This is a genomic window from Cupriavidus sp. USMAA2-4 (assembly GCF_001854305.1).
Classification (GTDB): Bacteria; Pseudomonadota; Gammaproteobacteria; order Burkholderiales; family Burkholderiaceae; genus Cupriavidus; species Cupriavidus malaysiensis.
Genome location: NZ_CP017748.1, coordinates 4083239 through 4104332 on the forward strand (window position 1 = coordinate 4083239; position 21094 = coordinate 4104332).

The 21094-nt window shown below is 66.9% G+C and carries 20 protein-coding genes; 18 read left to right on the forward strand and 2 right to left on the reverse strand.

Annotated elements, in window-relative coordinates; all coding sequences use genetic code 11:
• Positions 1 to 55: 55 nt before the first annotated feature.
• Positions 56 to 1462 carry a 23S rRNA (uracil(1939)-C(5))-methyltransferase RlmD gene (gene rlmD, locus BKK79_RS18190; RefSeq protein WP_442873235.1) on the forward strand — a complete coding sequence of 469 codons (1407 nt, stop codon included), beginning with the start codon at positions 56 to 58 and terminating at the stop codon, positions 1460 to 1462.
• A 109-nt stretch (positions 1463 to 1571) separates the two neighbouring features.
• Here the strand turns inward: rlmD and BKK79_RS18195 are convergent, their stop codons facing one another.
• Entirely contained in the window at positions 1572 to 2273 is a 702-nt protein-coding gene (locus BKK79_RS18195; protein ID WP_071013954.1) for a Bax inhibitor-1/YccA family protein, read from the reverse strand.
• Positions 2274 to 2614: 341 nt separating this feature from the next.
• Between BKK79_RS18195 and ndk the strand changes: the two genes are divergently transcribed.
• The 17 genes from ndk (at position 2615) to BKK79_RS18280 (ending at position 20375) form a co-directional block, all read left to right on the forward strand.
• Entirely contained in the window at positions 2615 to 3040 is a 426-nt protein-coding gene (ndk, locus tag BKK79_RS18200; RefSeq protein ID WP_071013952.1) for a nucleoside-diphosphate kinase, read from the forward strand.
• An 88-nt stretch (positions 3041 to 3128) separates the two neighbouring features.
• Positions 3129 to 4292, forward strand: coding sequence for a 23S rRNA (adenine(2503)-C(2))-methyltransferase RlmN (gene rlmN, locus BKK79_RS18205; protein WP_071013949.1), 1164 nt, complete (start codon positions 3129 to 3131; stop codon positions 4290 to 4292).
• Complete coding sequence (gene pilW, locus BKK79_RS18210; protein WP_071038187.1) at positions 4289 to 5065, forward strand: type IV pilus biogenesis/stability protein PilW; 777 nt, start codon at positions 4289 to 4291, stop codon at positions 5063 to 5065. Before rlmN ends, pilW begins: the two co-directional genes overlap by 4 nt.
• Positions 5058 to 6092 (forward strand): helix-turn-helix domain-containing protein, encoded by a 1035-nt coding sequence (locus tag BKK79_RS18215; protein WP_071013944.1) that lies wholly within the window; start codon positions 5058 to 5060, stop codon positions 6090 to 6092. Before pilW ends, BKK79_RS18215 begins: the two co-directional genes overlap by 8 nt.
• Before the next feature lie 38 nt (positions 6093 to 6130).
• Complete coding sequence (gene ispG / locus BKK79_RS18220; RefSeq protein WP_071013942.1) at positions 6131 to 7423, forward strand: flavodoxin-dependent (E)-4-hydroxy-3-methylbut-2-enyl-diphosphate synthase; 1293 nt, start codon at positions 6131 to 6133, stop codon at positions 7421 to 7423.
• A 91-nt stretch (positions 7424 to 7514) separates the two neighbouring features.
• Positions 7515 to 8822 carry a histidine--tRNA ligase gene (gene hisS / locus BKK79_RS18225; protein ID WP_167366690.1) on the forward strand — a complete coding sequence of 436 codons (1308 nt, stop codon included), beginning with the start codon at positions 7515 to 7517 and terminating at the stop codon, positions 8820 to 8822.
• Between the two features lie 110 nt (positions 8823 to 8932).
• Positions 8933 to 9565, forward strand: a complete 633-nt coding sequence (locus BKK79_RS18230) for a YfgM family protein (RefSeq protein WP_071013937.1) — start codon at positions 8933 to 8935, stop codon at positions 9563 to 9565.
• Positions 9566 to 9607: 42 nt separating this feature from the next.
• The gene (gene bamB, locus BKK79_RS18235; RefSeq protein WP_071013934.1) at positions 9608 to 10789 is read left to right on the forward strand and encodes an outer membrane protein assembly factor BamB; all 1182 of its coding nucleotides are present in this window, start codon (positions 9608 to 9610) and stop codon (positions 10787 to 10789) included.
• 215 nt (positions 10790 to 11004) lie between these two features.
• Entirely contained in the window at positions 11005 to 12348 is a 1344-nt protein-coding gene (der, locus tag BKK79_RS18240) for a ribosome biogenesis GTPase Der (protein WP_071013931.1), read from the forward strand.
• 210 nt (positions 12349 to 12558) lie between these two features.
• Entirely contained in the window at positions 12559 to 12798 is a 240-nt protein-coding gene (gene hfq / locus BKK79_RS18245) for an RNA chaperone Hfq (protein WP_006577126.1), read from the forward strand.
• Positions 12799 to 13034: 236 nt separating this feature from the next.
• The gene (hflX, locus tag BKK79_RS18250) at positions 13035 to 14300 is read left to right on the forward strand and encodes a GTPase HflX (RefSeq protein ID WP_071013929.1); all 1266 of its coding nucleotides are present in this window, start codon (positions 13035 to 13037) and stop codon (positions 14298 to 14300) included.
• Between the two features lie 95 nt (positions 14301 to 14395).
• Positions 14396 to 15781 (forward strand): FtsH protease activity modulator HflK, encoded by a 1386-nt coding sequence (hflK, locus tag BKK79_RS18255; RefSeq protein WP_071016467.1) that lies wholly within the window; start codon positions 14396 to 14398, stop codon positions 15779 to 15781.
• A gap of 11 nt (positions 15782 to 15792) precedes the next feature.
• Positions 15793 to 16689 carry a protease modulator HflC gene (gene hflC, locus BKK79_RS18260; protein ID WP_071013921.1) on the forward strand — a complete coding sequence of 299 codons (897 nt, stop codon included), beginning with the start codon at positions 15793 to 15795 and terminating at the stop codon, positions 16687 to 16689.
• A gap of 94 nt (positions 16690 to 16783) precedes the next feature.
• The gene (locus BKK79_RS18265) at positions 16784 to 16972 is read left to right on the forward strand and encodes a DUF2065 domain-containing protein (protein WP_071038189.1); all 189 of its coding nucleotides are present in this window, start codon (positions 16784 to 16786) and stop codon (positions 16970 to 16972) included.
• A 95-nt stretch (positions 16973 to 17067) separates the two neighbouring features.
• Positions 17068 to 18219 (forward strand): ATP phosphoribosyltransferase regulatory subunit, encoded by a 1152-nt coding sequence (locus BKK79_RS18270; RefSeq protein ID WP_071013916.1) that lies wholly within the window; start codon positions 17068 to 17070, stop codon positions 18217 to 18219.
• A 118-nt stretch (positions 18220 to 18337) separates the two neighbouring features.
• Entirely contained in the window at positions 18338 to 19678 is a 1341-nt protein-coding gene (locus BKK79_RS18275; RefSeq protein WP_071013913.1) for an adenylosuccinate synthase, read from the forward strand.
• 136 nt (positions 19679 to 19814) lie between these two features.
• Positions 19815 to 20375 (forward strand): phosphoribosyltransferase, encoded by a 561-nt coding sequence (locus BKK79_RS18280; protein WP_071013912.1) that lies wholly within the window; start codon positions 19815 to 19817, stop codon positions 20373 to 20375.
• A gap of 64 nt (positions 20376 to 20439) precedes the next feature.
• Here BKK79_RS18280 and BKK79_RS18285 read toward each other — a convergent pair whose 3' ends face one another.
• Complete coding sequence (locus BKK79_RS18285; RefSeq protein WP_071013909.1) at positions 20440 to 21051, reverse strand: NAD(P)-dependent oxidoreductase; 612 nt, start codon at positions 21049 to 21051, stop codon at positions 20440 to 20442.
• Between the last annotated feature and the right edge of the window lie 43 nt (positions 21052 to 21094).

Below are 21094 nucleotides of genomic sequence, written 5' to 3' on the forward strand. Positions count from 1 at the left end.
AATACAATCGCGCTTTCGCAAAACAATACGACAGCTTCCCCTGGTGTCCCAAGCCGTGTCTTCTTCCCAAGCCAAGCCTTCCTCGGGTGCCGCCGGCGCCGCACCCGCCGCTTCCGCGCCCGCGCCGGATCCCGTTGTCCAGATCGACAGCCTTGACATGGAGGCGCGTGGCGTCGGCCGCCTCGTCAACGAGGACGGCACGCCGGGCAAGGTGATCTTCGTCGAAGGGGCACTGCCAGGTGAAATGGTCAGCTATCGCAGCTACCGCCGCAAGCCCAGCTACGAGCAGGCGCACCTGGTCGAGGTCAAGCGGGAGTCGGTGATGCGGGTGAAGCCGGGTTGCCAGCACTTCGGCGTCTGCGGTGGCTGCTCCATGCAGCACCTGGATGGGCGTGCACAGCTGGCGATCAAGCAGCGCGTGCTCGAGGACAATCTCTGGCACCTGTCCAAGATCCGTCCCGACGTAGTGTTCCGGCCCATCGCCGGCCCGGACTGGGGTTACCGCTACCGCGCGCGACTGACGGTGCGTCACGTCGCCAAGAAGGGCGGGGTACTGGTGGGCTTCCACGAGCGCAAGAGCAGCTATGTGGCCGACATGACGCGCTGCGAGGTGCTGCCGCCGCATGTGTCGGCGCTGCTGGTGCCGCTGCGCGAACTGGTGGCGGGGCTGTCGATCCGCGACCGCATGCCGCAGATCGAGCTGGCGGTCGGCGCCGATGTCACGGCGCTGGTGCTGCGCGTGCTGGAGCCGCTGAACGAGGCAGACCATGACCTGCTGCGCGCCTTCGCCGATCGCCACGGCGTGCAGTTCTGGCTGCAGCCCAAGGGGCCGGATACGGTAGTGCCCTTCTACCCGCTGGATCGGGAGCTGGCCTACACGCTGCCCGAGTTCGGTATCCGCATGCCTTTCAAGCCGACCGATTTCACCCAGGTCAACCACCAGATCAACCGCGTGCTGATCGGCCGGGCGCTGCGACTGCTCGAGGCGCAGCCCGGCGATCGCCTGCTGGACCTGTTCTGCGGTATCGGCAACTTCACCCTGCCGCTGGCAACCCAGGGGCGCTCGGCAATGGGCATTGAAGGCAGCGAAGCGCTGACCACGCGCGCGCTGGCCAATGCCAAGGCCAATGGACTGGATCACAAGACCGAGTTCGCCTGCCGCAACCTGTTCGAGGTGGAAGCCGCCGACATTGCCGCGCTGGGCCGTTTCGACCGCTGGCTGGTCGACCCGCCGCGCGAAGGCGCGCTGGCCGTCTGCAAGGCGCTGGGCGAACTGGCCCAGCAGGGTAGCGATGTACTGCCGCAGCGCATCGTCTACGTCTCCTGCAACCCGGCCACGCTGGCGCGCGATGCCGGGCTGCTGGTGCACGAGGCAGGCTACCGGCTGGCCGGTGCCGGCGTGGTGAACATGTTCCCGCACACCTCGCACGTGGAGTCGATCGCGGTGTTCGAGCGCGGCTGAGCCCGGCAGGCAAGGGTGGCCAGGGCCACCCGGACGAAAAAGAGCCGGCATGAAGCCGGCTCTTTTTTCTTTGTTGCCGGTGCATCCCGGGCCGGGCGCACCGAGCCCGTCAGTCGCGGTTGCCGCCGAAGATGCCCAGCAGAGCGAGCAGGTTGGCAAACACGTTGTAGACATCCAGGTAGATCGCCAGGGTAGCGGTCACGTAGTTGGTCTCGCCCCCGTTGACCACGCGCTGCACGTCGAACAGGATGTAGGCGGAGAAGATGCCGATGGCGATCACCGACACGGTGATCATCAGCGACGGCAGTTGCAGCCAGATATTGGCCACGCTGGCCAGCAACAGCAGGATCACGCCGACGAAGAGGAATTTGCCCAGACCGGAGAAATCGCGCTTGCTGACGGTGGCCACCGTCGCCATGGCGCCGAATACGGCCGCTGTGCCGCCGAAGGCATACATGATCAGCGCCGGTCCGTTGGAGAACTGCAGCGTCGCATTGATCAGGCGCGACAGCATCAGGCCCATGAAGAAGGTAAAGGCCAGCAGCAGGACCACGCCCATGCCGCTGTTCTTGGTCTTCTCGATGCCGTAGAAGAAGGCGAAGGCGATGCCCAGGAACAGGATCAGCGACAGGCCCGGGCGCCCGGCCATCAGGCTGAAGCCGCTGACGACGCCGATCCAGGCGCCGAGCACCGTCGGGATCATCGAAATGGCCAGCAGCCAGTAGGTGTTGCGCAAGACCCTGTTGCGCACCGTGACATCGGTGACGCTCCCTGCATTGCCGAAACCGTAGGTGTTCAGCTTGTTGTCCATGGTGACTCCTGTCTCGAAAGGTGAGGCGCCGGGCGGGCCCGGGCGGGCTCAGTGGCAATGTGGCATCGCATGGCCCGAATTGCAAGGCCTGGGCAGCTTATACGGCACATCAGGGTGCTGCTGCCTTCACACTTGCTCGCATTGGAGCGAGAAAACTCGCAATCTGTTCCCGACAATCATGGCTATTCTTGAATGTATGGTAGAAGGCACAGGTGCGGGCGGCTGCACCGGCGCCCCGCTGACGGCCCGCGCGCCATTGCCGGATACGCCGTGCGTTCATTGTCTCGTGCTAGAATTGCAGGTTTAATCCATTTGTAACCCCTTCATTTTTCGGAGTTTTTATGGCGATCGAACGCACCCTCTCGATTATCAAGCCGGATGCCGTGGCCAAGAACGTCATCGGCCAGATCTACGCCCGTTTCGAAGCTGCCGGCCTGAAGATCATTGCCGCCAAGATGGTGCACCTGTCGCGCGGCGAAGCCGAGCAGTTCTACGCTGTGCACAAGGAGCGTCCCTTCTTCAAGGACCTGGTTGACTTCATGGTCTCCGGCCCGGTCATGATCCAGGCCCTGGAAGGCGAAAGCGCCATCAGCAAGAACCGCGACCTGATGGGCGCCACCGACCCGAAGAAGGCCGAGAAGGGCACCATCCGCGCCGACTTCGCCGACAGCATCGACGCCAACGCCGTGCACGGTTCGGACGCGCCGGAAACCGCAGCCGTGGAAGTGGCTTTCTTCTTCCCCGGCATGAACGTTTACAGCCGCTGATTGTCTCGCCTGTAGCCCAGGACTAGACTCAAAGCGACTCGTAACGCTTCAAACGCCTCAAGCAAGACGCAAGACCCAAGCTGCCCTCATGAACGATCTCGTCAACCTGCTCGATCTGGACGCGGACGCGCTTACCGCCTATTGCGGCGAGCTCGGCGAGAAGCCGTTTCGTGCGCGGCAGCTGCAGCGCTGGATCCACCAGTTCGGTGCCAGCCGCTTCGATGCCATGTCGGATCTCGCCAAGTCGCTGCGCGAGAAGCTCGCGACGCGGGCCGAGATCCGGGCGCCGTCCGTCATCGCCGATCATGAATCGGCGGACGGTACGCGCAAGTGGCTGCTCGACGTCGGCGCCGGCAATGCGGTGGAGACGGTCTACATCCCGGAGGAGACACGCGGCACGCTGTGTGTTTCCTCGCAGGCGGGATGTGCCGTCAATTGCCGTTTCTGCTCCACCGGCAAGCAGGGCTTTTCGCGCAACCTGAGCGCGGGCGAGATCATCGGCCAGCTCTGGATGGCGGAGTTCGCCATGCGCGCACGCCTCGGGCGCGGCCCGAAGGACGACCGTGTCATCTCCAACGTGGTGATGATGGGCATGGGCGAGCCTCTGCTGAACTACGACCAGGTGGTGCCGGCCATGCGCCTGATGCTGGACGACAATGCCTATGGACTGTCGCGCCGCCGCGTCACGCTGTCCACCTCGGGCGTGGTGCCCATGATGGATCGCCTGGCCAAGGACCTGCCGGTCGCGCTGGCAGTATCGCTGCACGCGTCCAACGATCCGTTGCGCGACATGCTGGTGCCGCTGAACAAGAAGTACCCGCTGGCCGAGCTGATGGCGGCATGCCGCCGCTACCTGGAGTTCGCGCCGCGCGATTTCATCACTTTCGAATACTGCATGCTGGACGGCGTCAATGATGGCGTCGAGCATGCGCGGGAACTGTTGCAACTGGTGGCCGATGTGCCCTGCAAGTTCAACCTGATTCCCTTCAATCCCTTCCCGGAATCCGGCCTCAAGCGCTCGGGAAACGAGCAGATCCGCCGCTTCGCCCAAGTGCTGATGGATGCCGGTATCGTCACTACCATCCGCAAGACGCGCGGCGACGATATCGACGCCGCCTGCGGGCAGCTGGCCGGCGAGGTCAAGGACCGCACCCGGCTGGCCGAACGCGGCAAGTTCGGCAAGATCACGCCGCTCGTGCCCGTCGCCGCCAGCGGCCCGGACACGCCGTCCCGGGAGGTTCGCCCTGCATGATGCGCCTGTTGATCGCGGCCCTGCTGGGGCTGGTGATGCTGACCGCCTGCCAGGCGCCGCGTCCGCCGGCGCCGGAGGTCCAGGCGAACAGCCAGGCTGACCTCAAGCGGCGCGCCATCATCCGCCTGCAGCTGGCCACCAACTACATGCAGGCGGGCCAGAACGCCGTTGCGCTGGAGGAGGCGCAGCAGGCCATCGCCATCGATCCCGAACTGGCGGATGCCTACCATGTGCGCGCACTGGTCTACGCGAACATGAACGAGGGCGCACTGGCCGAGCAGAGCTTCCGCAGCGCGCTGTCGCTGCGTGGTGACGATGGCGACCTGCTCAATAACTTCGGCTGGTTCCTGTGCCAGCAGGCGCGCTACCAGGAGGCGCTGCCGATGCTGGAGCGTGCCGTCGCCGCCCCGTCGGCCAGCGGCCCGCTCAAGCCGCAGATCAGCCTGGGCGTCTGCCGGCTGCGCCGCGGCGACCTCGACGGCGCCGAGAAGAGCCTGCAGAGGGCCCTCGGCTACGATCGCAGCAACGCGGCGGCGATCACCAACCTCGCGCTGGTCTACTACCGGCGCGGCGAATTCCCGCGTGCCTGGCAGACCGTCGGGCGCGTCAATGGCGGCAGTGCCGCCAGCGCGCAATCCCTCTGGCTAGGAGCGCGCATTGCCCACCGGCAGGGCGACGCTGCCGCGCAGGAGGCGATGATTGCGCAGTTGCGCAGCCGCTTCCCGGAGTCGCCCGAACTGGCCGCATATGAACAAGGAGCTTGGGATGAGTGAACAGGGGGATCGCGTCGACAGCCAGCCTTCGGCAGGTAGCGCCGAGCGCGATGCGGTCGTGCGCGAGATCGGCGCGCGGCTGGCCGAGGCCCGCGAGGCGCAGCGTCTTTCCATCGAGGATGTCAGCGCGCGGCTGAAGGTCGCCGCTGCCAAGCTCAAGGCGCTCGAGGCGGGTGAGCTGGGCGGCATGCCGGACGTCATCTTCGCCAAGGGCGTGATGCGCGCCTATGCGCGCATGCTCCATGCCGACGTCGACGCGCTGCTGGCACGGCTGCAACCCAGTCCGGAACCGACCGTCGATCTGGTCGCGCGCCGCGACGGCGGGTTGAACCAGAGCTTCGATGGGCGCAACCGCTTCGCCTCGCGCAGCCCGGTCGGCTCGCGCAGTTCGGGTGGGCGCTGGATCTGGCTGGCACTGGTGGTCGTGGTGATCGGCGCCGGTGCCTATTTCGGCCTGGACCATGCCAAGGAATGGCTGGAAGCGCGCAAGGCCGCCGTCAATGCCCAGCCGGCGGAAGATGCTGCAGCATCCCAACCCGATGCCGCCCCGGGCACGGTCTCGGCGACCCTGCCCACGGTCATGAACGGTGCCGACAGTCCGGCGCCGTCCGAGGATACTTCGGCCGCCAGCGGTGCGGCTGCGAGCGGTGCAGCGGCGACGGCGTCCGTGCCTGCGGCCCAGGTGCCCGCAGCCACCGTGCCGGCTGCGGCGGCAACGGCGGCTGCGGCAGCTTCGGCGCCCGTGGCGGCAGCGCCGGCCAGCCCGGCCGCGACGGCAGCCGCCGGCAATGGCGAGCTGCAGATCCGGTTCGCCGCCGAGACCTGGTACGAGATCCGCGATCGCCGCGGCAAGGTCGTGCTGGGTGGTTCCGCCAAGGCTGGACAGGAAGTCAGCGGTGGCGGCGAGGCTCCCTACAAGGTAGTGATCGGCAACGTAAAGGGCGTCGAATCGATGACCCGCAATGGCGCGCCGGTCGACCTGCAGGCGGCCAACCGCAATAACGTGGCGCGCCTGACGCTGCCCTGAGGGCAGCGGGCGAGCAGCTTAGCAAGGTAGGATTGACCATGAACCAACAGGCCTGTCAGCCGGTACTGCCCGGCTCGCAACCGCGCCGGCAGACGCGCCAGGCGCGCGTCGTCTGGGGCGGCAATGTCGTCACCATCGGCGGCGATGCACCGGTGCGCGTGCAGTCGATGACCAACACCGATACGGTTGACGCGATCGGCACCGCCATCCAGATCAAGGAACTGGCCCGTGCCGGCTCGGAGATCGTGCGCATCACCGTGAACACGCCGGAGGCTGCGGCGGCCGTGCCCGCCATCCGCGAGCAGCTCGACCGCATGGGGATCGACGTGCCGCTGGTCGGCGATTTCCACTACAACGGCCACAAGCTGCTGCAGGACCATCCGGCCTGCGCCGAAGCGCTGTCGAAGTACCGTATCAACCCCGGCAACGTCGGCCAGGGCGCCAAGCGCGACACGCAGTTCGCCCAGATGATCGAGATGGCTTGCCGCTACCAGAAGCCGGTGCGTATCGGCGTCAACTGGGGCAGCCTCGACCAGGACCTGCTCGCGCGCATCATGGACGAGAACGGGAACCGCGCCGAGCCGTGGCCGGCCCAGAGCGTGATGGTCGAGGCGCTGATCACCTCGGCCATCGAGTCGGCGCGCAAGGCCGAGGAGATCGGGCTGCCGGGCAACCAGATCATCCTGTCGTGCAAGGTCTCGCAGGTGCAGGAATTGATCGCCGTCTACCGCGAACTAGCACGCCGCTGCGAATATGCGCTGCACCTGGGCCTGACCGAGGCCGGCATGGGCAGCAAGGGCATCGTCGCTTCCACCGCCGCGCTGTCGGTGCTGCTGCAGGAAGGCATCGGCGACACCATCCGCATCTCGCTGACGCCTGAGCCGGGAGCGCCGCGCGAGAAGGAGGTCTACGTGGGGCAGGAAATCCTGCAGACCATGGGACTGCGCAATTTCACCCCGATGGTGATTGCCTGCCCGGGCTGCGGGCGTACCACCAGCACGGTATTCCAGGAGCTGGCTGCCAGCATCCAGGCCTACCTGCGCGAGCAGATGCCGGTATGGAAGACCGCCTACCCGGGCGTCGAAGAGATGGACGTGGCCGTGATGGGCTGCATCGTCAACGGTCCGGGCGAGAGCAAGCATGCCAATATCGGCATCTCGTTGCCGGGCTCGGGCGAGTCGCCGGCGGCACCGGTGTTCGTCGACGGCGTCAAGGTCAGGACGCTGCGCGGAGAACGCATCGCCGAGGAGTTCCAGGCGATCGTCGATGAGTATGTGCGTACGCACTATGGACCGGGCGCCGTGAAGGCGGCGGCCGAGGCGGCCGCCTGAGGGCGCCGCGGCAAGATTGGAAAAGATGAGCGAATCCGTGAAGCCGGCAGCCGACGCTGCCAAGACCGAGAGCCAGGCCAAGGCCAAGCCGATGCAGGCCATCAAGGGCGTGAAGGGCATGAACGACATGCTGCCCGCCGATGCGGCGCTGTGGGAGCATTTCGAGAATGCGGCCCGCGCCATGCTGCGCGCCTACGGCTACCAGCAACTGCGTACGCCTATCGTTGAGCATACGCAACTGTTCGTGCGTGGCATCGGCGAGGTGACCGATATCGTCGAGAAGGAGATGTACTCCTTCACCGATGCGCTGAACGGCGAGCACCTGACGCTGCGCCCCGAAGGCACGGCGGCGGCGGTGCGTGCCACCATCGAGCACAACCTGCTGTACGACGGCCCGAAGCGGTTGTGGTACACCGGCCCGATGTTCCGCCACGAGCGTCCGCAGCGCGGCCGCTACCGGCAGTTCCACCAGCTTGGCGCCGAGGCGCTGGGTTTTGCCGGTCCGGACGTCGACGCTGAGATCATCCTGATGTGCCAGCGCCTGTGGGATGACCTGGGCCTGGTCGGTGTCCGGCTGGAACTGAACTCGCTCGGCCAGGCGCATGAGCGCGCCGCGCACCGCGAGGAACTGATCAAGTACCTGGAGGGCTTCCAGGACATCCTCGATGAGGATAGCAAGCGCCGTCTCTACACCAACCCGCTGCGCGTGCTCGACACCAAGAATCCCGCGCTGCAGGAGATGGCAGCCAACGCGCCCAAGCTGATCGATTTCCTCGGCGAGGAGTCGCTGGCCCACTTCGATGGCGTACAGCGCCTGCTGAAGGCCAACAACGTGCCGTTCACCATCAACCCGCGCCTGGTGCGCGGGCTCGATTACTACAACCTGACCGTGTTCGAGTGGATCACGGACAAGCTCGGCGCGCAGGGTACCATCGCCGGCGGTGGCCGCTACGATCCGCTGATCAGCCAGATGGGTGGCAAAGCGGCGCCGGCCTGCGGCTGGGCCATGGGGATCGAGCGCATCATCGAACTGATCCGCGAGGAAGGGCTCGTGCCCGAGGCCGAGGGTTGCGACGTCTACCTGGTGCACCAGGGCGAGGCCGCCGCACAGCAGGCGATGATCGCCGCCGAGCGCCTGCGCGATGCCGGGCTGGACGTGGTGCTGCATGCCACGGCCGACGGCAAGAGCGGCAGCTTCAAGTCGCAGATGAAGCGCGCCGACGGTAGCGGTGCTGCTTACGCCGTTATCATTGGCGACGATGAAATGGCCGCCGGCGCGGCCCAGGTCAAGGAACTGCGCGGCGGCGCGCAGGCCGAGGGCGGCGGGCAGCAGGTCTCGGTGCCGCTCGAGGCCCTGGTCGACCACATCGTCGACGCCATGGTGGGCGCCAGCGAATAGGACGCCACCAGCCAGGGCCGCTGCCGCGTCGAGGCGACTCGCGCGATGGCGGCGGCAAGCACTGAATGTGACAAACGCAGCGAACCTTACACTCCGGTAGACGCCTCGATATGGCTTACGATCTAGAAGAACAGGAACAGCTTGAGAGTCTCAAGGCCTGGTGGCGCCAGTATGGCAACGCCCTGACCTGGCTGGTGATTGCCGGCCTGCTGGTCTTTGCTGGCTGGAACGGCTGGAAGTACTGGCAGCGCAAGCAGGCCGCCGAGGCGGCCGTGCTCTATGAACAGGTGCTGAAGGCCGCGGATGCACGCGACGCAGCGCTGCTCAAGCGCGCTGCCGGCGACCTGGAAGAGAAGTTCGGCAAGACCGCCTACGGTCCGATGAGCGCGCTGGTGGCGGCCAAGGTGCTGTACGATGCAGGCGATCTCGCCACGGCCAAGACGCAGTTGCAGTGGGCCATCGATCACGGCAACGCCGAATATGCCAGCCTGGCGCGCGTGCGCCTGGCCGGGCTGCTGCTGGACGAAAAGGCATACGATCAGGGGCTGGCCCTGCTGGCCGGCGAGCCGCCGGCCGCGTTTGCCGCGCTGTACGCGGATCGCCGCGGTGATCTGCTGGCCGCCCAGGAAAAGCGGGCCGACGCGCGTGCAGCCTACCAGCAGGCCATCGACAAGCTCGGCGGCGGCGACGCCGCGATGCGCCAGATCATCCAGTTCAAGCTGGACGCGCTCGGTACGGCCTGATCCCGCCTCGCGCGTTCTCACCCAAAACACTATCGGAACCTTATGACGTCATTGCTTTCCGCAGTCGGATCCGCCTCCAGCCAGCGCGGCGGTGCCCTGGCCCGTGCCATGGCCGTCGGCGCCTGCCTGGCGGTGCTGGGCGGTTGCTCGTTGTTCGGCAAGGAGGACAAGCATCCGCCGGCCGAGCTCAAGCCGATCACGGCGACGCTGTCGGTGCGCCAGGCCTGGAAGGCCGGCGTCGGCAAGAGCGGTCCGTACATCCTGCAGCCCACCGTGGCCGACGGCAAGGTCTATGCCTCTTCGAACGGCGGCAAGGTGGTGGCGCTGGAAGGCGCCAGCGGCCGCGTGCTGTGGAAGGCGGAGACCGATGTCGACCTGACCACCGGTCCCGGCAGCGACGGCAACGTGACGGCGGTGGCGGGCGAGAAGGGCGTGATCTACGCGTTCGACAATACCGGCAAGCAGATCTGGAAGAAGCAGGTCAACGGTGAAGTACTGTCCACGCCCCTGGTCGGCAATGGCATGGTCGTGGTGCGCACCACCGATACGCGCGTGCTCGGCCTCGATGCACAGAACGGCGATCGCCGCTGGATCTACCAGCGCTCACAGGCGGCGCTGAACCTGCGCGCCGGCATGGGCATGGTGTTCGCCGGCGACGGCATCGTGATGGGCTTCCCGGGCGGCAAGCTCGGCGTCCTGGCGCCATCCAACGGCGTGCTGCGCTGGGAAAGCACCGTGTCCTATCCGAAGGGGGTTTCGGAGATCGAGCGCCTGAACGACGTCACCGGCTCGCCGGTGGTGATGGGACGTCAGGTCTGCGCGACGACCTTCCAGGGGCGTATCGCCTGCCTGGAGCTGTCGAATGGACAGCCGCAATGGGCGCGCGACTTCTCGTCGCCGGCGGGCCTGGCCCAGGACGAGACGACCCTGTTCGCCAGCGATGAGCGCTCGGTGGTCCACGCCTTCGACCGCCAGAATGGCAATGAGCGCTGGAAGGACGACCAGCTGCAGAACCGCCGCCTCGGTATCCCGACCGTGGTGGGCCGCTCGGTAGTGGTGGGGGATTTCGAAGGGTATGTGCATTTCCTGTCGCGCGACGACGGCCAGATCGTGGCGCGCATGAAGACCGATGGCAGCGCGATCGGCGCAGCGCCGGTCCTCGCCGGCCAGACGCTGGTGGTACAGACCCGCGACGGCGATCTCTACGGCTACGTGCCGGACTGAGCGGCGGCGCGGCGCCAGCCGCGCGCCAGTACACGGCGCCGCCCGCGCACCTGTCGGCGGGGGCGGCGCTGATCCGGTAGCATGAACCGCGCCGCGGCGCGGAGGATCCCGACAGGACAAGCGGCAGGCCGCGCTCAGATGCGGCCTGCCGTCGGACCAATATGACTCCGGAGCCCGGGGGGCGGCAGGTGCCGGCCCCCGCTTCCTTTTTTTGCATGAAACCAGTTATCGCACTCGTCGGACGGCCCAATGTGGGCAAGTCGACGCTATTCAATCGCATGACCCGCTCGCGCGACGCCCTCGTCGCCGACCTGCCCGGGCTGACGCGTGATCGCCACTATGGCGAGGGGCGCATCGGCGAGCGGCCATTCATCGTCATCGATACCGGCGGCTTCGAGCCCGTGGCCAAGGACGGCATCATGGCCGAGATGGCCAAGCAGACGCGCCAGGCCGTGGTCGAAGCCGATGTCGTGATCTTCCTCGTCGACGGCCGTCTCGGCCTGGCGCCGCAGGATCGCGTCATCGCCGATTACCTGCGCAAGACCGGCCGGCGCGTGATGCTCGCCGTCAACAAGGCCGAGGGCATGAAGTACACCTCGGTGGCGGCCGACTTCTACGAGCTCGGCATGGGCGATCCCTATGCCATCTCGTCCACCCACGGCGATGGCGTGCGCGAGCTCGTCGACGAAGCGCTCGAGATCGCCGTGCAGGAGCGCCCCGAGCTTGCCGAGACGGATGACGCGGGTGCCCGTGGCACCAAGATCGCGATCGTCGGTCGTCCCAACGTCGGCAAGTCGACCCTGGTCAACACGTTGATCGGCGAAGAGCGCGTGATCGCCTTCGACATGCCGGGTACCACGCGCGATGCCATCTATGTGGAATTCGAGCGCGGGGGCAAGCCCTATACCCTGATCGACACGGCCGGCCTGCGCCGGCGCGGCAAGGTGTTCGAGGCGATCGAGAAGTTCTCGGTGGTGAAGACGCTGCAGTCCATCGACGATGCGAACGTGGTCGTGCTGTTGCTCGACGCCCAGCAGGACGTGTCCGACCAGGACGCTCACATCGCCGGCTTCGTGGTCGAGTCGGGACGGGCGCTGGTAGTCGGCGTCAATAAGTGGGACGGGCTGGACGGCCACGCCCGCGACCGCATCAAGCACGATCTGCAGCGCAAGCTGCAGTTCCTCGACTTCGCCAACTTCCACTTCATCTCCGCGCGCGAGCGCTCCGGCATCGGCGCGTTGATGCGCTCGGTCGACGAAGCCTACGCGGCGGCCATGATCAAGATGCCGACGCCGCGCCTGACGCGGGTGCTGGAGGAGGCCGTGCAGTTCCAGCAGCCGCGCCGCGTCGGTGCGACCCGGCCGAAGCTGCGCTACGCGCACCAGGGTGGTTCCAATCCGCCCATCATCGTGGTGCATGGGAACTCCCTGTCGGGCGTGCCGGAGACCTACCGGCGCTACTTGGAGAACCGATTCCGTGCGGCGTTCAACCTCAAGGGCACGCCGCTGCGCATCGAATTCCGTACGAACAAAAACCCGTTTGCGGAATCGAACGAGTGAGTCGGCGCCGGGGCGTTTGCCACGGCAAGTTTCGTTTGCGTTCGCTTGGAACTGAGGCTAAATTCACGTAAGCGGGGCCACCCGCCTGTTGAAACCGGCTTGGTACCACCGTTTTGTTTTTTTTCTGGCGCGTTCTTGCGCCGATCGACTTGAAATCGGGGACTGATGTCCCCATTGATCATCACTAAACCTATAAATTTGGAGTGTGCCATGAGCAACAAAGGGCAACTGCTACAAGACCCGTTCCTGAACGCGCTGCGCAAGGAGCACGTGCCGGTTTCCATCTATCTCGTCAATGGCATCAAGCTGCAGGGCAATATCGAGTCCTTCGACCAGTACGTCGTCCTGCTGCGCAACACGGTGACGCAGATGGTCTACAAGCATGCGATCTCCACCGTCGTCCCGGCGCGCGCGGTCAATTTCCGCGTCGATGATTCGGCCGAAGGCTGATACGACGGCGACCGACATCGCCAGCCGCGCGCCCGCGCGGCTATCGTTTTACGGATCGGTGCCGCCGCCCCGCGAGGGCGGCGGCGCTGCTCTAGGCCTGGCCGATTGCGGTATGCCGGCACCTGCGCCACTCCCCCGCCGTGTGATCGACCGGCCGGGCACAATTGGCCCCGGCGCCAAACGCGTGGCAGGCTATTCCACCCTGATTTCCCCCCGGCGCGCTGCGCCCGACCCGCTTGCAACCCAGAGACACTTCTAATTCCGCGCCCACCCGCGCCATCCTGGTCGGCGTCGATTTCGGCAAGCACGACTTCCAGGAGAGCCTGGGCGAACTGGCGCTGCTGGCCACGACGGCCGGTTCGCTGCCCGTCCATACGCTGACCGGCAAGCGCTCGCGTCCCGACCCCTCGCTGTTCATCGGCTCGGGCAAGGCCGAGGAGCTGCGGGAGGCCGCCGATGCGCTCGATGCCGACGTGGTCGTGTTCAACCATGCCTTGAGCCCGGCGCAGCAGCGCAACCTCGAGCGCTTCCTGAACCGCCACGTCATCGATCGCACCGGCCTGATCCTGGACATCTTCGCGCAGCGCGCGCAGAGCCACGTCGGCAAGGTGCAGGTGGAGCTGGCCCAGGTCCAGTACCAGGCCTCGCGCCTGGTCCGCGCCTGGAGCCACCTGGAGCGGCAGAAGGGCGGTATCGGCATGCGCGGCGGCCCTGGCGAACGTCAGCTCGAACTGGACCGCCGCATGCTGGACGACCGGGCCAAGCGGCTCAAGTCCGACCTCGCGCGGCTGCAGCGCCAGCACAGCACGCGCCGGCGCGCGCGCGAACGAAACGACACGCTGAGCATCTCGCTGGTGGGCTATACCAACGCGGGCAAGTCGACGCTGTTCAATGCGCTGACCAAGGCGCGCGCCTATGCGGCCGACCAACTGTTCGCCACGCTCGACACGACTTCGCGCCGCCTGTACCTGGAGGGTCTGGGCAATGTGGTGCTGTCCGACACCGTCGGCTTCATCCGCGACCTGCCCACGCAACTGGTGGCGGCCTTCCGTGCCACGCTCGAGGAGACCGTGCACGCCGACCTGCTGCTGCACGTGGTCGATGCTTCCAGCGCGGTGCGGCACGAGCAGGTGGAACAGGTCAACCGGGTGCTGGCGGAGATCGACGCGGCGGATATCCGGCAGATCGTCGTGATGAACAAGATCGATGCGTCGCCCGAACTGGCTGCGCAGGGTCCGCGCGTGGAGCGGGACGAAGCGGGCGTGCCGACGCGCGTCTTCGTCAGTGCGCGCGAAGGGCTGGGCCTGGAAGCGCTGCGTGGGGCCATCGTCGAGGTCGCGCACTGGCTGGCCGAACGGCCGGACGATCCCGAGCCGCTCGACCCGCGCCTGGCGCACCTGACCGAGATGGCGCCGCACGGCGGTGCCGGCGAGCAGGGGGCGGATGACGCCGAGGGCGGCGCTGACGGGGAAGCCGGCAGCGCCCAGGTTCCCGCCCGTTAGCCGCAATTCGCCGGCAATTTGGCCGGGTTCGCCAAATGTGGCGTCGATGGCTGCTAGAATCCCCCTGTTACAAACTTCCTGGACCCGTGCACTTCATGCCCCAGTTCTCCCGGAATCCTGCCTCGCACCGCCTCGCCGGCGGCGCAGCCCCGTTGCGCGAGGCTTGGCTGCGGCTACGCGCCATCTTCTCGCTGAACGATCCCCGTTGGGGCCGCAATGGTCAGGATGACGAGGGGCGCGACAAGGAAGGGCGCGACGACAATCGTCAGCAGAACCAGCGGCCTGACGGCCCGCCCGATCTCGACGAACTCTGGCGGGATTTCAACCGGCGCCTGAACGGCCTGCTGGGCCGCAAGGACCAGGGCGGTGGCGGCAACCAGGGCTTCGGCGGCGCACCCCGCCCGGGTGGCAAGGGTTCCGGCGTCGGTGTCGGCGTCATCGTCGTGGCCGCGCTCGGTATCTGGCTGGCCAGCGGCTTCTTCATGGTGCAGGAAGGCCAGACCGCCGTCATCCTGCAGTTCGGCAAGTTCAAGTACAGCACCGGCCCGGGTATCAACTGGCGCCTGCCCTGGCCGATCCAGTCGGCCGAAATCGTCAACCTGTCGGCCGTGCGTTCGGTCGAGGTGGGCCGTTCGACCTCGATCAAGGATACGAACCTGAAGGACTCGTCGATGCTGACGCAGGACGAGAACATCATCGACGTGCGCTTCACGGTGCAGTACGACATCGACAATGCGCAGGACTACCTCTTCTACAACAAGACCGAGCGTGGCGGTGACGAGGAACTGGTGACCCAGGCCGCCGAGACCTCGGTGCGCGAGATCATCGGCCGCAACCGCATGGATGCGGCGCTTTACGAGAACCGCGAGCAGATCGCGCAGTCGCTGGCAAAGTCGATCCAGGGCATCCTGAGCGCCTACAAGTCGGGCATCCGCGTGATTTCCGTCAACGTGCAGAGCGTGCAGCCGCCCGAGCAGGTGCAGGCGGCGTTCGATGACGTCAACAAGGCCAGCCAGGATCGCGAGCGCGCGATCAGCGAAGGCCAGGCGTACGCCAACGACGTGATCCCGCGTGCCAAGGGCACGGCGGCGCGCCTGGTGGAGGAAGCCGAGGCCTACAAGGCGCGCGTGGTGGCCCAGGCCGAGGGCGATGGCTCGCGTTTCCGCCAGGTTCAGGCCGAGTACGCCAAGGCACCGCAGGTCACGCGTGACCGGATCTACCTGGAGACCATGCAGCAGATCTACAGCAACACGACCAAGATCCTGGTCGATGCCCGCCAGGGCGGCAACCTTCTCTACCTCCCGCTGGACAAGCTGCTGGCACAGGCGCAGGGTGACGCGCGTGGCGCGGCGCCCGCCGCGCAGACGCCGGCATCGTCGCAGTCGGCCAGCGGTGCGGGCGCAGCTTCGGCGCCCGACATGTCCGGCGACAGCAGCCGTTCGCGCGATGCCCTGCGCAACCGCGACCGCGACTCGCGCTGAGGAGGCCAGACATGAATCGACTCATTTCCTTCGTCATCGGCCTGCTGATCGTGCTGGCCGTGGGTTCCTCCATGCTGTTCGTGGTGGACCAGCGCCAATACGCGGTGGTCTTCGCCTTCGGCGAGATCAAGCAGGTCGTGCGCGAGCCCGGCCTGCACTTCAAGCTGCCGCCGCCGTTCCAGAACGTGGTGTTCATGGACCGCCGCCTGCAGACCATCGACGTGGCAGCCAACGAGCGCTTCCTCACCGCCGAGAAGAAGAGCATGGTGGTGGACTGGTTCGTCAAGTGGCGTATCACGGATCCGCGCAAGTTCTATGTGGCCTTCGGCGGCAATATCCGCGGCGCCCAGGACCGCATGACCCAGCGCATCGACTCGGTCGCGCGTGAGGAATTCGGCAAGCGCACCGTTGCCGATGTGGTCGCCGGCGAACGCGAGAAGGTCATGCAGAACATCCGCGCCGGCATGGCGGAGTACGCGCAGTCGGTCGGCGTCGAGATCCTCGACGTGCGGCTCAAGCGGGTCGACCTGCTGCCGGCGATCAGCGAGTCCGTCTATCGCCGCATGGAGGCCGAGCGCAAGCGCGTGGCCAACGAGTTGCGCTCTACCGGGGCAGCCGAGGGCGAGAAGATCCGCGCCGATGCCGACCGCCAGCGCGAAGTGCTGCTGGCCGAGGCCTACCGCGATGCACAGAAGGCCAAGGGCGAGGGCGATGCGCGCGCGTCGCAGATCTACGCCGAGGCCTTCGGCCGTGATCCGCAGTTCGCGCAGTTCTGGCGCAGCATGGAAGCCTATCGCAACACCTTCCGCGACAAGCGCGACCTGATGGTGCTCGAGCCCGATTCCGAGTTCTTCAAGTACATGCGTTCGAGCGGCGGTGCGGCGCCGGCACCGGCGGGACGCCGCTGACCGGTCCGGCCAGCCCCGGCTTCAGGCGAGACCCCGGCCCCGGCCGGGGTTTTGTCCGGATGGCGGGTGCGACGATGCTTGTTGGGGCACTTCGATGAGTGACGCACTCTGGCTCGCGCTGGCCTTGCTGCTGGTGCTCGAGGGGATGCTTCCCTTTGCCGCGCCGGCGTTGTGGCGCCAGGCGATGCTTCGCCTGGCACAGCTGCCTGATGCACAATTGCGCGTGTTCGGGCTGGTAGCGATGGCTGCCGGCCTGCTGGGCGTCCTGCTGCTGCGGCATTGATGTCCTGAAGTCCTGAACGCGCGTGCCGCCCCGGGCGGCTGGCCGGACCGGCCGCCCGCAACCGATTACCAGATTCACCGAGAAGAGATTCCCCCATGTCCGACCACTGGCTGCTGCCTGAAAACATTGCCGACGTGCTGCCGTCGGAGGCGCGCAAGATCGAAGAACTGCGCCGCCGCATGCTGGACCTGTTCCGCACCTACGGCTACGAGCTGGTGATGCCGCCGATGATGGAATACCTGGAGTCCCTGCTGACCGGTACCGGCCACGACCTCGACCTGCGCACGCTGAAGCTGGTGGATCAGCTCTCGGGGAGGACTCTGGGCCTGCGCGCGGACATCACGCCGCAGGTGGCGCGTATCGATGCGCACCTGCTGAACCGTCCCGGGGTCACGCGGCTGTGCTATGCCGGCAATGTGCTCCATGCGCGGCCGGCGGGCTTCCATGCCACGCGCGAGCCGATCCAGATCGGTGCCGAGATCTACGGCCATGCCGGCCTGGAGGCTGACGTCGAGATCCAGGAGCTGATGCTCGCCGCGCTGCGTGCGGCTGGCCTGTCCGGCATCCGCCTGGACCTGTGTCATGCCGGCATCCTGGAGGCTCTGCTGGAGGGGCTGCCGTCTGGTCGCAAGATCGAGGCCGACCTGTTCGCCGCGCTCGAGACCAAGGACGTGCCCGCGCTGCGCGCGATCACGGCAGGCATGCCGGAGGCCGAGCGCGATGCGCTGCTGGCGCTGCCGACGCTGTACGGTGGAGTCGAGGTGCTGGAGCGCGCGCGCGCCGTATTGCCGGCGAGCCCGAAGATCCAGCGCGCGCTCGACGAGCTGACCTTCCTCGCCAGCGAGGTGCGCGACGCCAGCGTCAATATCGACCTGGCTGACCTGCGCGGCTACCACTACCACAGCGGCGTGATGTTCACCGCCTACGTTGCCGGCCTGCCCAACTATGTGGCGCGCGGCGGCCGTTACGACAAGGTCGGTGAGGCCTTCGGCCGGGCCCGTCCGGCGACCGGCTTCTCGCTCGACCTGCGCGAGGTGGCGTCGTTGTCGCCCGTCGAAGTGCGGGCGCTGGCCGTATTCGCGCCGTGGGATGCCGATCCCGCGCTGCGCGCGGCGATCGCGGCGCTGCGCGCGGGTGGCGAGATCGTCATCCAGTCGCTGCCGGGGCATACCAAGGAACTCGACGAGTTCAACTGCGACCGCCAGCTCGTCCGCCAGGACGGAGCCTGGAAAGTCATTCCGCGCTGAGCCTTCGCATCACCGGCAGGGCCGCGTGGGGCGGCCCGTGCGCGCTTGCGCCTCCAAAATGGCGGGCGTGCCGCGCAACGAGAGTAGAATACGTTTTTAACCTTCTGACCGAATCAACATGTCCGCTTCTGCAGTAAGCCAGGGACGCAATGTCGTCGTGATCGGCACCCAGTGGGGTGACGAAGGCAAAGGGAAAATCGTCGATTGGCTTACCGACCACGCAAAGGGCGTGGTGCGGTTCCAGGGCGGCCATAACGCCGGCCACACGCTCATCATCGGCGGCAAGAAAACCATCCTGCGCCTGATTCCGTCGGGCATCATGCGCGAAGGCACGATCTGCTATATCGGCAATGGTGTCGTGCTGTCGCCGGAAGCGCTGTTCCGCGAGATCGAGGAACTGGAGTCGGCCGGCCTGCAGGTGCAGAACCGCCTGCGCGTGTCCGAGGCGACCACGCTGATCCTGCCCTACCACGTGGCCATCGACAAGGCACGCGAAGCGCGTCGCGGCGCCGGCAAGATCGGCACCACGGGCCGCGGTATCGGACCGGCTTACGAGGACAAGGTGGCGCGCCGTGCACTGCGCGTGCAGGACCTGTTCGACCCGCAGCAGTTCGCCGAACGCCTGCGCGAGAACCTCGACTTCCATAATTTCGTGCTGACCCAGTACCTCGGCGCCGAAGCGGTCGACTTCCAGCAGACGCTGGACGAGACGCTGGCCTATGCGCCGCGCCTGGCGCCGATGGTGGCCGATGTCTCGGCCGAGCTGTACGCGGTCAACGCGGCCGGTGGCAACCTGATGTTCGAAGGCGCGCAGGGCACGCTGCTCGACGTCGACCACGGTACCTATCCCTTCGTCACCTCCAGCAACTGCGTGGCCGGTGCCGCTGCCGCGGGCGCGGGCGTCGGCCCGGGCCGCCTGAACTACATCCTGGGCATCACCAAGGCCTACTGCACGCGCGTGGGCTCGGGGCCGTTCCCCAGCGAGCTGTACGACAACGACAATCCGTCGCGCCAGGATCCGGTCGGCGTGCGCCTGGCCAATGTCGGCAAGGAATTCGGCTCGGTGACCGGCCGTCCGCGCCGCACCGGCTGGCTGGACGCCGCCGCGCTCAAGCGCTCGGTGCAGATCAACGGCGTGTCGGGCCTGTGCATGACCAAGCTCGACGTGCTCGACGGCCTCGAAACCATCAAGCTGTGCGTGGGCTACACGCTCGACGGCAACACCGTCGACATCCTGCCGCGCGGCTCGGATGCCGTGGCGCGCTGCGTGCCGGTCTACGAGGAATTCGCGGGCTGGAATGAGTCCACGTTTGGCGTGAAGCAGTGGGACGCACTGCCTGAGGCGGCCCGTGTCTACCTGAAGCGCATCGAAGAAGTGGTCGGCATCCCGATCGACATGATCTCGACCGGCCCCGACCGCGACGAGACCATTCTGCTGCGTCACCCCTACCTGGCTTGACGCCTCCGGGTGCCGCCCACCGGCGGCGCGTCGGCAAGCAATACGGCCCGCGCAAGCGGGCCGAAACGTATCCGCCTCCGGCACCGGAGGCCCTGACAAGACGAGCGCGACACCGCGCCAAAGTGAAGAGCCAATCATGAACCTGCCGAGCAACGACGACGAGAACCTGTGGGTCTCCTGGGACGAATATCACCGCCTGATCGCGCGGTTGTCGTTGACCGTGCACGAGTCCGGCTGGAAGTTCGACAAGATCCTGTGCCTGGCGCGCGGCGGCCTGCGCGTCGGCGACCAGATGTCGCGCATCTTCGATGTGCCGCTCGCCATCCTGGCCACCAGCAGCTATCGCGAGGCGGCCGGCACGCAGCAGGGTGAGCTCGATATTGCCCAGTACATCACCATGACGCGCGGCGAACTGACCGGCAAGATCCTGCTGGTCGATGACCTGGTCGATTCGGGCGTGACCCTGGAGCGTGTGGGCCGGCACCTGAAGGAGCGCTATCCCGCCGTGACCGAAGTGCGGTCGGCGGTGCTGTGGTACAAGGCCTGCTCCAAGGTGGCGCCGGACTACCACGTCGCCTACCTGGCGACCAATCCCTGGATCCACCAACCCTTCGAAGAATACGACACGCTACGTCCGCACAACCTGTCGGCCTGGCTCAAGCGCGGCCGCCACGGCGGCGACGCAACCCAGGGCTGAGCCCGCGCTTAGCGGTCGGGGAGGGCTTACCGCCCCGGCCGTCGCCTGCTGATGCTGCGCTGGTTCAATAGCCCACTGTGAAGCGCTGGCGTTCGTGCGCCGGCTTCTCGATCTCGTCCAGCATCGCGATGGCGTAGTCTTCCATCGAGATCCAGCTCTTGCCGCTGGCGTCCGCCAGCAGCGTTTCCTCTCCCGTGCGGTAGCTGCCGGTGCGCGTGCCAGGCTCGAACAAGGCCGAAGGCGACAGGAAGGTCCAGTTCAGCGCGGTCTCGCTGCGCAGTGCGTTGAGGAAGTCCCGGCCGGCGAGCGCCTCGGCCTTGTAGATCTCGGGGAACTGCGGCGCATCCACCAGCTGCGTGCCCGGCGCCACGAAGAGGCTGCCGGCGCCGCCGACCACCAGCAGGCGCGGCACGCCGGCCTGCTTGACCGGGCCGAGGATCTGTTCCGGCTTCGCGTCCAGGAAGCGCACCGTGCTGATGGCCACATCCTGGCCAGCGAGGGCGGCGGCCAGGGCGGCGCCATCCGCCACGTCGACGTCGAGCGTGCTCAGGCCGGCGCGCGGCGCGAGGGAGGTGGCCTTGCGCGAGAGTGCGGTCACCGTGTGGCCGCGGCGCAGGGCCTCGTCGATCAGGCGCGTGCCGACGCGGCCGGTGGCACCGATGATGGCGATCTTCATTGCAATTCTCCTTGTCTGCAGGTTGATGACAGCTTAGTCAATG